The organism is Marispirochaeta aestuarii, assembly GCF_002087085.1.
In the GTDB taxonomy this organism is placed as follows: Bacteria; Spirochaetota; Spirochaetia; order JC444; family Marispirochaetaceae; genus Marispirochaeta; species Marispirochaeta aestuarii.
In genome coordinates, this window is record NZ_MWQY01000011.1 from 169,339 (window position 1) to 180,301 (window position 10,963).

13 protein-coding genes and 1 pseudogene are annotated in these 10,963 nt (G+C 53.0%); 6 read left to right on the top strand and 8 right to left on the bottom strand.

Going from position 1 to position 10,963, the window contains the following annotated elements; genetic code table 11:
- The first annotated feature begins 36 nt into the window (after positions 1–36).
- On the top strand, positions 37–783 hold the full coding sequence (locus B4O97_RS11460; protein WP_083050958.1) for an HpcH/HpaI aldolase family protein: 747 nt from the start codon (positions 37–39) through the stop codon (positions 781–783).
- An 11-nt stretch (positions 784–794) separates the two neighbouring features.
- Positions 795–1,400, top strand: coding sequence for a class I SAM-dependent methyltransferase (locus B4O97_RS11465; protein WP_158084269.1), 606 nt, complete (start codon positions 795–797; stop codon positions 1,398–1,400).
- Here the strand turns inward: B4O97_RS11465 and B4O97_RS11470 are convergent.
- The 3 genes from B4O97_RS11470 to B4O97_RS11480 all read right to left on the bottom strand — a co-directional run bounded on the left by B4O97_RS11470 (position 1,384) and on the right by B4O97_RS11480 (position 2,508).
- Positions 1,384–1,650, bottom strand: coding sequence for an SHOCT domain-containing protein (locus B4O97_RS11470; RefSeq protein WP_198947069.1), 267 nt, complete (start codon positions 1,648–1,650; stop codon positions 1,384–1,386). The two genes, B4O97_RS11465 and B4O97_RS11470, sit on opposite strands and share 17 nt — an antisense overlap.
- 112 nt (positions 1,651–1,762) lie before the next feature.
- Complete coding sequence (locus B4O97_RS11475) at positions 1,763–2,113, bottom strand: DUF3147 family protein (RefSeq protein WP_083050960.1); 351 nt, start codon at positions 2,111–2,113, stop codon at positions 1,763–1,765.
- Positions 2,114–2,127: 14 nt separating this feature from the next.
- Positions 2,128–2,508, bottom strand: coding sequence for a hypothetical protein (locus tag B4O97_RS11480; RefSeq protein ID WP_198947070.1), 381 nt, complete (start codon positions 2,506–2,508; stop codon positions 2,128–2,130).
- A gap of 149 nt (positions 2,509–2,657) precedes the next feature.
- On the opposite strand from B4O97_RS11480, the gene B4O97_RS11485 reads away from it, so the two are divergent.
- Together B4O97_RS11485 and B4O97_RS11490 are read left to right on the top strand one after the other, a co-directional pair.
- Positions 2,658–2,957: a helix-turn-helix transcriptional regulator gene (locus B4O97_RS11485; RefSeq protein WP_083050961.1), complete on the top strand. Its 300-nt coding sequence runs from the start codon at positions 2,658–2,660 to the stop codon at positions 2,955–2,957.
- Between the two features lie 12 nt (positions 2,958–2,969).
- Positions 2,970–4,850 (top strand): annotated as a pseudogene (locus tag B4O97_RS11490) (DUF4914 family protein).
- Positions 4,851–4,930: 80 nt separating this feature from the next.
- Here the strand turns inward: B4O97_RS11490 and B4O97_RS11495 are convergent.
- From B4O97_RS11495 to B4O97_RS11510, 4 genes are all read right to left on the bottom strand, one after another.
- Positions 4,931–5,314: a RidA family protein gene (locus B4O97_RS11495; RefSeq protein WP_083050963.1), complete on the bottom strand. Its 384-nt coding sequence runs from the start codon at positions 5,312–5,314 to the stop codon at positions 4,931–4,933.
- Between the two features lie 21 nt (positions 5,315–5,335).
- A complete protein-coding gene (locus B4O97_RS11500; RefSeq protein WP_083050964.1) occupies positions 5,336–6,004 on the bottom strand; it encodes a tetratricopeptide repeat protein in 669 nt (222 codons plus the stop codon).
- Between the two features lie 61 nt (positions 6,005–6,065).
- Positions 6,066–7,397 (bottom strand): GntP family permease, encoded by a 1,332-nt coding sequence (locus tag B4O97_RS11505; protein WP_083050966.1) that lies wholly within the window; start codon positions 7,395–7,397, stop codon positions 6,066–6,068.
- A gap of 144 nt (positions 7,398–7,541) precedes the next feature.
- Positions 7,542–8,315, bottom strand: a complete 774-nt coding sequence (locus B4O97_RS11510) for an SDR family NAD(P)-dependent oxidoreductase (RefSeq protein WP_083050967.1) — start codon at positions 8,313–8,315, stop codon at positions 7,542–7,544.
- Positions 8,316–8,490: 175 nt separating this feature from the next.
- On the opposite strand from B4O97_RS11510, the gene B4O97_RS11515 reads away from it, so the two are divergent.
- Entirely contained in the window at positions 8,491–8,901 is a 411-nt protein-coding gene (locus B4O97_RS11515) for a MarR family winged helix-turn-helix transcriptional regulator (RefSeq protein ID WP_083050969.1), read from the top strand.
- A gap of 11 nt (positions 8,902–8,912) precedes the next feature.
- Positions 8,913–9,800: a CDF family Co(II)/Ni(II) efflux transporter DmeF gene (gene dmeF, locus B4O97_RS11520; RefSeq protein ID WP_083050970.1), complete on the top strand. Its 888-nt coding sequence runs from the start codon at positions 8,913–8,915 to the stop codon at positions 9,798–9,800.
- Positions 9,801–9,819: 19 nt separating this feature from the next.
- On the opposite strand, the gene asnA is transcribed toward dmeF, so the two are convergent.
- Positions 9,820–10,860 (bottom strand): aspartate--ammonia ligase, encoded by a 1,041-nt coding sequence (gene asnA, locus B4O97_RS11525; RefSeq protein ID WP_083050972.1) that lies wholly within the window; start codon positions 10,858–10,860, stop codon positions 9,820–9,822.
- Between the last annotated feature and the right edge of the window lie 103 nt (positions 10,861–10,963).

Here is a 10,963-nt window from a genome sequence, read left to right on the forward strand (position 1 = left end):
GTACACGATTTTACTGCTTTGAAGGAGTTATCAGCAATGAAAAATCAGTTGAAGAGAACATTGGCATCAGGAAAGCATGCCCTGGGCGCCTGGGTTACTATACCGAGTGCGGATGTTTCCGAAGCTATGTCTACCCTGGATCTCGACTGGCTGCTCTTTGATCTCGAGCATTCCGGATTGAACGAACAGTCCGCCCAGGTCCTGATGCAGGGAATGCGGGGCGACCGCGTAACCCCCCTTATCAGGGTTGCCTGGAATGATCCGGTGCTGATAAAAAAGGCCCTGGATATTGGCGCTCATGGGGTCATCGTTCCCATGGTGAATACGAAAGAAGATGCCCTCAAGGCGGTGCAGGCCTGTACCTATCCGCCCAAGGGAATCCGGGGTTGCGGCCCCAAGCGACCGTGGATTTACGACCCGGATTATATCGCCACGGCGGATGAAGAGGTCCTGGTTATTCCGCAGATCGAGACCGAGGAAGCGGTGAACAATGCGGATGAGATCTTCGCCGTAGAAGGGGTGGACGTCTGTTTTGTCGGCCCCTTTGACCTGTCGATTTCCATGGGCTTCAAAGGTAAACAGGATGATCCGAAGTTTCAGGCAGCAGTGGACAAGGTGCTGGAGGCGGCGAAGCGCCACAATGTGGTTCCGGGAATGTGGCTCGGCGCCGGGAGGCCGGTTACCGAACGTCTCAAGGCCGGATGGAAGTTTATCTCCATAGGGCTCGATCTGAACCTGCTGGTGGACGGGACGAAGGCGGCTTTGAAAAAAGCTCTGGATTAAAGGGAGGAGCTGTGAGCAGGGAGCGCTGGAATGAACGACACCGGGAAAGGTCTTCGAAAAGTCCTTTGCCGCCGAATGTGCATCTTGAAAAACTCGTCGCCCATCTTGAGGCCGGCACGGCCCTGGACCTGGCTGCAGGAGACGGGAGGAACGCACTCTTTCTTTCCCGGAAAGGCTGGAAGGTGACGGCTGTGGATTTTTCGGAGGTCGGAATTGAGTGGGGCAGGGCTTTTGCCGAAGATGAGGGCCTGTCCGTTGACTGGCTGATCCGGGATCTGAACGAATATGTTCCACCCTGCAAGAGCTTTGATCTGGTATGTCTCTTCTATCTTCATGTCCCCGGGGATCAGCTCGCAGGTGTCCTTAAAAAAGCTGCCGCCGCCGTTAAACCCGGCGGCAGCCTGCTGATCGTCGGTCATGACCGAACTAACATCACCCAGGGGGCGGGGGGACCGCAGATCCCGGATATTCTGTATACGCCGGAAGAGATCTCAGCTCTGCTGCCGGGCATGTCAGTCGGCTATGCAAACCGGGAGAGTTGTCCCGCCGATCATGGCGGACTACCCCCCGGGACTGTTCAAATCGACTGTGTGGTGAGGGCTACTTGCCCCCTTTAAGGATGTCCCTCTTCTCCAGGTACTCCTCCCGGCTTATCTCTCCGTTGACATAGCGTTTCTGCAGGGTGTCCAGGGGAGTCTCCCTGCCTGCATCGTTGCCGGAGCGCAACGGGCCGTTGATCCTGAAAAGAAAATAGGCGACGACAATTAACAGAATAAGTCCGATTCCCATGCTTATAATACCTCCGTAGGGGAAATTTCCGAAGGGGAAGAACCCGTTGCAGATTCCGTTTCCGTATCCGTACATCATGGCTGTAACCTCCTGTAATATTTCTTACAATAAAGATAATAAATCAGAGATGTGAACAAATTGTGAAAACCGGAGGATTTTTTAAAAGAGGTGCCCAGGGGAAGCGGACGTTCTATAGCTCGATATGGAAGTACCGCAGGATGCCGGTCAGCAGAAGGTAACTCAGGGCGGTTACTGCACAGGCAATGCTTATGCTGATCCAGAAGGGGATGTTTCTGCGCAGCAGCAGGGGAAACACGACAAAGAAAAGAAGAGACGGGATTACCAGCCAGAAAATGGATGATGAGAGCGCCGCAATCTTTTGGGATTCCACCTTCTCAACCCGCATCCAGATCAGGGCCAGCAGGGAGGTCAGCGGCAGGGATGCAATAAGTGCCCCGACAAGGGAGCTCCGCTTGGCAATTTCCGAAACCAGGACAACGATCAGCGCCGATATCAGTACCTTCAGCAGGTAGTACACCATTTTAGATCTCTCCTTTAGCGGGAAATATCCACCATGTCATAAAAAATGACCGCCAGGAGTCCTGTCCAGCCTACAAAGTGGAACAGTACGTTCCCCATGGGATCCAGACTTGATTCGATGGTATTGAGTACGGCGCTGATAAGAAAAACGCTGCTTATGAGCATCAGGACCCCAAGGACATGGGAGGCGACATACATTATTCTGTTATCCTGTTCCCGGTAACTGACGGAGATCCAGAGCTGCATCAGTGTGGCCCAGATCACCGGAATGGCAACGAAGAAGAGCAGCAGGTTGTTTTCCGAGGGGAGCTGAAAATCGAGGCTGAATTCAAAGTACCAGACGCCGAAAACAGCGATAGTCATATCCCGGATAAAAATAAACAGGGTCTTGTTCATAGATGTTTTACTATACGCGGTTCAGGCTGATTCTGAAAGGGGGATAAAACACCTATACCGAATAAAAATACACGAATCTTAATTCACGTATATTGACACATGTAAAATAGATCGTTATTGTGAGGCAGGTAAGTCTGAAGGAGAAGGATATGGGGCAGAACAGATCAGGATCATGGACTTTTTTGACGAACCACTCGCATGTACTGCTCTGTCTTCTGCGGGACCCCTCGGTGCGTATTCGTGATATTGCCCGGGAAGTTGATATAACCGAGCGTGCTGTTCAGCGCATAATCGCTGATCTGGATGAATCCGGATATATCGAGCGGATACGGGATGGACGCAACAACACCTACAGGGTTTTTACCGACCTTCACCTCAGGCACCCCATCGAAAAACACAGGACCATATCCGATCTTGTGAAGATGGTTTTCGGAGAATCCTCTCAATAGGAGTATCCTTCAGTGGACAGACGATTTCTTGAGAATCTCAGCTTACCCCGGGAGGCCCGGGATCTGCTTGAGAAGGCCCCTGCGGTGCAGGTCGCCTCTACAATTGAAGAACTCGAAGCCCTGGCCTGCGGCGGGCCGGAAAACCGTGAATGGAAGGTCTCGTACACCCTTCCCGACGGACGGGAGATGCACGAATTGGATATTATGCGGGTCAGGAACGGTGTGAGCGCCAATTATGCGGATCCCTACATGCGTAGACGGGATCCTGACTGCATGCTCATTGCCGACAAGAAACCTTCGGATAAGCCCGGCTTTGAAGAACGTTTTGGATACTCCTTTGAGATTCTGCGGGACGAGACCTTTACCTGGCTGGCGGGACAGGAGCTGGCGGTATTTGCTTTTGAGATGGGACAGCCGGGAATCGGCGGCGAAGCGCTGGCGATCTGTCCTGCCAATGCCGGGTTTTTCGCCTTTGGTCTCGGTCTGCTTCAGGGGGTTGTGGATATTAGCGGCAGAAAAGAACCTTTTGAAGCTTCGCTGATTATCTATGTGGCTCCGCCCTTCCGGCACACCCATTTTGACGGTAAGCAGGTGGTGGTGCACAAACGCAGCGACATCCATGAGATATTCTCCTTCAACCTCTATCCGGGCCCGAGTGCCAAGAAGGGTGTATATGGAGCCCTGATAAACAAGGGTGTCGATGAGGAGTGGGTCACCGCCCACTGTTCCACCGTTCAGGTAATAACTCCCTATGACAACGTCGTTACCTTTATGCACGAAGGGGCTTCCGGAGGCGGCAAGAGCGAAATGCTGCAGCAGCCCCACAGATATCCCGACGGACGACTTCTTCTGGGCAGGAATGTGAAAAGCGGCGAGGAACGTTTTGTCGAAATCCAGCGTACCTGCGATCTCCATGCGGTCTGCGACGATATGGGGCTCTGTCATCCCGATTATCAGGAGAAGAACGGCAAGCTCTGGCTCAAGGACGCGGAGGAGGGCTGGTTTGTCCGGGTCAACCATATCGAGAAGTACGGAACGGATCACGATCTTGAAGGTCTTACCATTGCTCCGCCCCGATCCCTTCTGTTTCTGAATATAGATACTGTGCCGGGAGGGACCGCCCTGATCTGGGACCATATCTATGATGACCCTGTTACACCCTGTCCGAACCCCCGGGTCATAATCCCCCGGGATATTATCCCCGGAGTCGTTGACGATAAGGTTACCGTGGATATCCGCTCCTTCGGGGTCCGGACTCCTCCCTGTACGGCGGAACAGCCGAGCTATGGTATACTGGGAATCCTGCATATACTGCCTCCGGCTCTGGCCTGGCTCTGGCGGCTCGCATCTCCCCGGGGATATGCAAACCCGAGTATTGTGGAAAGCGCGGGCATGAGCAGTGAAGGGGTCGGCAGCTATTGGCCCTTTGCCACCGGCAGGAGGGTTGATCAGGCGAACCTGCTGCTCAATCAGTTCAGGGATTCCTCCCGGACCCGCTATATTCTGGTTCCCAATCAGCATATCGGCGCCTGGGAAACCGGTTTCATGCCTCAGTGGCTGGCCCGGGATTACCTTGCCAGGCGGGGACATGCGCGCTTTCATTCCGACCAGCTGGTGGATTCCAGATGTTCCCTGCTGGGATATTCCCTGCAGTCTATGAGGATCGAAGGGATCACGATTCCCAAGTGATTCCTCCAGGTGGATACCCAGCCGGAAATAGGCCCCGAGGCCTATGACAGGGGCGCTGATATACTCAAGAGCTTTTTCCATGATCAGGTTGGGAAATTCCAGCACCCCGAGCTGGATCCCCTGGGAAAAGAGATTATCGATTGCTGCCTTTCCGGAGGCAGTGTGGCGGATTATAACAGTCTTCTGGCGTCTGAGGACTTCTGATCCCAACACTGCACATCATACAGAAACAGCCCCTCCCTTTCCCGGGAGGGGCTGTTGCACATGGCGGTTGAATCGATGATCTATCGTGAGCAGATGACCTCAATTTCCACCACGCCTCCCTTGGCCAGGGAGGAGACCCCTATACAGGAACGGGCCGGATAGTCGCCGGTAAAATATCCGGCATAAATCTCGTTCACTTTTTCAAAGTCCTTCATGTCCGTAAGGTAGATTGTCGCTTTCAGTATACTGTCGAGTCCAAGGCCGGCTTCCTCGAGGATCGCTGTAAGATTCCTGAAGACCTGCCGGGTTTCCGCCTCTACGCCGCCGGGGACTATATTGCCGGTTGCCGGATCGATCCCCAGCTGTCCTGTGGTGAATAAAAGGGAATCGTTCATCTTTGCGTGAGAAAAAGGCCCGAAAGCGGGGGGGCCATTGGGTGTGTTGAAGGCTTTTAATGTGCTCATGATTTTCTCCTTGAAAGGGAATTAAACAGACCTGGCCTCTTTCTGTTTCATCAGGGCCCGGGTTCTTCCTATATTCTGAGTTATTCCGGGTAAATCCGAATAGAGGGCGGCTTTTTCAAAATACTGCAGAGCTTCGACGGGTTCTCCGTCTTCGTTCAGAAGGATTGAACCCAGGTTGTTTGCGGCCTGGAAGTTGGTGGAATCCAGCTCCAGGGCTTTCCGGTATGATTCCTTTGCCTTTTCCGTCTCTCCTTCCTTCTGGAAACTGATCCCCTCTTCGTATTTGCTGTGGCTCTGCATGACCCTGGAAAAGGAGTTCTCCGAAGAACATTTTGCGATCCGTTCCTGGAGCAGCCGTTTCTGTTCGGGCTTTTCCACCTCCTTGAGGGCCTCGGTATAACGGGCCTTTGCCTTGTCGGCCTTACCCCAGATGTAATAGAGATCTCCAAGCGTCCTGTTCCGGGTAACGGTATATCCGTACTTTTCACACTCCTCGAGGAAATACTCTTCCGCTGTCTCGTACTCCTTCTGTGCAAGTTTAACCAGTCCCATATTGTAACTGTTGCCCACGCGTCCGGGGAATTTCCGTTCAATCTTTGAAAAGTATTTCTCCGTGCGCTCATAATCCCCCTGAATAAGGGAATTGAAGGCCTTGTGGTACCAACTCTTGAGCTGTATTTCTTTTATCATGAATTACTCAATCACGAAGCGAAACCGGTAATCCGGCTCCGCTTCGTGTATAAAATTTAGATTAGATGAAAAGAGAGAGAATAAAGACGATGATGAATGCGGTAATACCCTGTACACCCGTTGCTGTGGTGTAGATCTTGTAGGCAATGGGAGTCTCGATGCCGGAGAACTGGGACACAACCCAGAAATAGGAGTCGTTGGCATGAGAAACAACCATGGCACCGCTTCCGATGGCAAGAACCGTAAGGGCCGGATCCAGTCCGAAGGTGCCGAGCAGGGGCGCCAGAATTGCGGAAGTCGTGATCAGGGCTACGGTACCGCTTCCCTGGGCGGTCTTGAGGGAGACGGAAATGATAAAGGGAAGCAGGATTCCCAGTTTCCATCCGGACATGGTTTCTCCGATGAAGTTCGCCATGGGAGATGCCTTAAGTACCGCACCGAAGGCTCCACCGGCACCGGTTATTGCAATAATAAGGGCCGCATTCTTGAGACCTTCGCTCATCCATTCGCTGACGGCAGTCTTTTCCACACTCTTCTTGACCAGGGTCAGGGAGACGATCACACCGATTACAAGAGCGGTTACGGGATCTCCGATAAAGGAGATAAAGGTTGCGAACCCGCCGTCGCCAAAGGGCTTGGTCGGGAAGGCTGCCAGAGACTTGAGGAGGATCAGGATAATCGGAATAAGCAGGGGAAGTGAGGAATGGAAGGCTGTCGGAAGATGGCCGTACTTCTTGATGAGGCTGTCGTAATCTTCTTCAACATCCGCTTTGATATCATACTTGCTGCCGATTTTGAGGGCCCAGATATATCCTGCCAGCATGGAAAAGATGGAAACAATGGCGCCCAGGAAGATAACCTTACCCAGGTCTGCACCCAGGTTTCCCGCAGCGGCAATGGGGCCGGGGGTAGGAGGAACAAGGGCGTGGGTCGCGTGGAGTCCGGTTGCCAGGGCAACGGCCATTACACCCATGGAAGTTCCGGTCTTGGCGGACAGTGCCTTGTTCAGGGGAGTAAGGATTACAAAGCCTGAGTCGCAGAATACAGGTACGGATACAATATATCCGGCAATACTCATGGCAAGGGGAGCCCTGTTATTTCCAACAACCTTCAGGATTGCCTGGGTTATGGAAAGGGCAGCTCCGGTCTTCTCCATGATAAAGCCGATGATTGTTCCGCAGAGGATTACAATACCGATTGAGCCGAGGGTCCCTCCGAAACCGCCCTTGATGGTATTGACGATATCCAGCAGAGGAAGCCGGACCGCAAGACCAAACAGGAAAGCCACGGAGATGAGCACGAAAAATGGATTCATGTTCCATTTTGAAGTAGCCAGAACAATGAGAACAACGGCTACTAACAGGAAAATGATTGCTACACCACCTGAAACCATAGATACCTCCAGTCGAAATTATTATGCTAGCCATTGTACAACGGTATTTCTTATCCCGCAATGAATAAAAAAAGACCAAAACAGGCTTCATGGAACTGTTTTGGCCGTGGAGTTATGGAGATTGAATACTATTTCCAGTAACGATCAGGACCTCTTGTACATCACTCCCCCCGTTGCCTGGTTTGTGGGGGTCACTGTAACCTCGCAGATCTGGACGTGTTCCGGTACCGATGCGGCATAGAGGGCGATATCCGCGATATCCTCCGGTCTGAGGGCTTCGATTCCCCGGTACACGGAGGCAGCCTTCTGTTCATCTCCCTTGAAACGGACATTGCTGAAATTGGTCTCCACCATTCCGGGCTGAATATTGCTGACCCGTATCGGCTGGTCCACCGTATCCATGCGTAAACCGTCACTCAGGATTTTTACCGCCGCCTTGGTGGCGCAGTACACCGCACCCCGGGGATACGCCGCGATTCCTGCGGTGGACCCGATATTTATTACCTGTCCGCCTCCGCGTTCGATCATCCCCGGTACAATAGTGCGGGTCAGATAAAGGAGACCTTTGACGTTGGTATCGATCATTGTCTCCCAGTCGTCAAACTCCCCCTCCTGAAGCTTGTCCATTCCAAGGGCAAGCCCGGCATTATTGATCAGTATGTCGACGGCTTTCCATTCATCCGGAAGGCTCCGGATACTGTCCTGTACTGCCCTTCGGTCGCTTATATCCAGTTCGAGGCTGTGGACCTCTGCCCCGTGCTTCCGCGAAAGTTCCTCCGCGACCTTTTTCAGGCCGGCGATACTGCGGGAGCTGATTATGAGCCGTGCACCCCCGGCGGCAAAGAGCTCGGCACATGCTCTGCCGATTCCGCTGCTTGCTCCACTTATGAATACTGTCTTTCCGTCAATTCCTGCCATGCTTCTGCCTCGTCTTCTGCTATATTCGCTTCCCAGTATATTTATTAAGCGGGTGTGCTGTAAAGGGAAGCTCCCGATCGGGATCAGGCGTGGTTCTTCCTCCGGCGGAATATTCTGTGGACAATGTCTTGACAATCAAACTAAATAGATATACCTTGATAGTCAAGGTAATTATATGAACGAAAGGTATTCCCGAATTCTTGTAGAGTTTTTCGAACTTATGTCCTCCTGGGAGAACAGCATCGTAGCGGACAGGGAGATTTCCCTGCCCCAGATGCACCTTCTGGAAATCCTCGGAAGTCGCAAAGAGCTGAGAATGAAGGAGCTGGCCGCATTTCTGGGAGTAACCACCGGTACCCTGACGGTAATGATTCATCGCCTTCTTTCGAAAGGATATGTAACAAAGAAAAGGGATGAATCGGACAGGCGGTCTTTTATCATCGGTCTCTCCGCAAAAGGAGAATCGGAATACGGGAATCATCATCAGATGCACATGAATCTTATTGAAGAGATTATTGATGAGCTGGGAGCCGGGGAGAGTGACCGGTTCTTCTCGCGCCTTGAGCAGCTGCAGCGTGTTTTCTAAGGAGTACAGGAATGAATCAAAGGCTTTGTGATCAGTACAGGGTACCGGAAGGAAATCACCGCAATATGCGGAAAACCTCTGTCGTTGTGGTTTTGACACTGGGAACCATGGTTGCCGAAATCGTATTCGGCCTGATCACCGGTTCCATGTCCCTGCTTGCTGACGGTATACACATGGGTACTCACACCTTTGCTCTGCTTATAACCCTTATAGCCTACGTTGTAGCGGAACGGAATGCGGGTAACCAGAATTTCGCCTTTTCCTCGGGCAAGGTGGGGATTCTGGGGGGCTATACGAATGCGATTATCCTCGGGATAACCGCCCTCTTTATGGTTGTCGAGGCGGCTGAACGGCTGATAAATCCGAAAGAGATCAGTTTCAACCAGGCCCTGGTAATTGCTCTTATAGGTCTGGTGGTCAATCTGTTCAGCGCATTCCTGCTTTCAGCTCCTCACCAGGGGCAAGAACATGGGCATCAGGGACATCATCATGATCATAACCTTCGGGCTGCATATCTTCATGTCATAACTGATGCGATGACTTCGGTTCTTGCAATAATCGCCCTGCTTTCCGGAAAAATATTCTCCCAGACCTGGCCCGATGCTGTCGTCGCCATTCTGGGGGCTCTGGTTATCCTGAAGTGGGCCTACGGACTGCTTGTCTCCAGCGGAAAACTCCTGGTGGATTACTATCCCGTCAGGGAGGACCGGGCCAGTATTATGGAGCTGGCATCTTCCTACGATATTACGGTACAGGACCTGCACATATGGAAAACCTCCGAGAACGACAAGGCCATGGTTCTCAAGGTGCGTTCAGAGAAGGGCTTTGACAGGAACAGCTTCTACAACCAGGCACTGGCCGCCTGCGACTGTCAGCATCTGACCCTGGAAGTGGAGTAGTCCAGGGTCTTACAGGACCCTATAACAGATGTATCCCCGCCTCCAGGCAGCGCTGCAGGTGATCTTCCGGCCAGAGACCCGACTGGATCTCCCCTATGTGGGCTTTCTGGAGATAGAGCATGCAGAGCCGGGACTGGCCGATTCCGCCGCCGATGGAGAGGGGCAGTTCGCCGCCGAGGAGCCTCCGGTGAAAGTACAGCTTTTTCCGGTTCTCCGCCCCCGCCGCGGCAAGCTGTTTTTCCAGACTATCCGGGCTTACCCGGATACCCATGGATGAGAGCTCAAAGGGCATATCCAGCACCCGGTTATATACAAGAATGTCCCCGTTCAGGCCCTGGAGTCCCTCCGGGGTTTCGCTGATCCAGTCGTCGTAGTCCGGCGCCCGTCCGTCGTGGGGTTTTCCGTCGGAAAGAGGGGCGCCGATTCCGGCGACAAAAACCGCGCCGTATTCCCGGCAGGCTTCAAGCTCCCGTTCCCTGGGAGAGAGCCCGGGATAGCGGTCCAGCAGCTCCTGACTGTGAATAAAGGTTATCTCCTCCGGCAGACAGTGGGAGAGCTCTTCATACTCATGGCAGATGTACTTTTCGGTACGGCGGATTACGTCGTAAATTTTGCGAACAATTTTCTCCAGAAAAGCCCTGTTCCGCTGCTCAGGAAGAATGTTCAGTTCCCAGTCCCACTGGTCAACATAGAGGGAGTGGGTATTGTCGGGGTTCTCGTCGGGGCGTATGGCGTTCATGTCGGCGTAGAGCCCCTCCCCGGGTTCGAATCCCAGGTCCGCCAGGGCCATCCGCTTCCACTTTGCCAGGGACTGGACGATCTCGGCGCGCCGGTCTGCCAGGTGTTTAACCGGAAAGGAGACGGGCCGTTCCACACCGTTGAGATCGTCATTTATTCCGGTGCCGGATTCAACGAAGAGCGGGGCGGTTACCCGGACGAGATTGAGCTCGAAGGCAAGATTGGTCTGGAAATAGTCTTTTATTCTGAGTATTGCCCGTTCGGTCTCCCGGGGGCTAAGAATTTCACGATAGTCGGCTGGAAGCAGCAAGGTATCTTTCATGGGAGTGAGGGTAGCATTTTTAATTCCTTTTGGGGAGCACCAGGGCCGGCGCACATAGTTATGCACAGGCAGTCGGCTCGAAGAGCGATAGGTAAATTTTTAT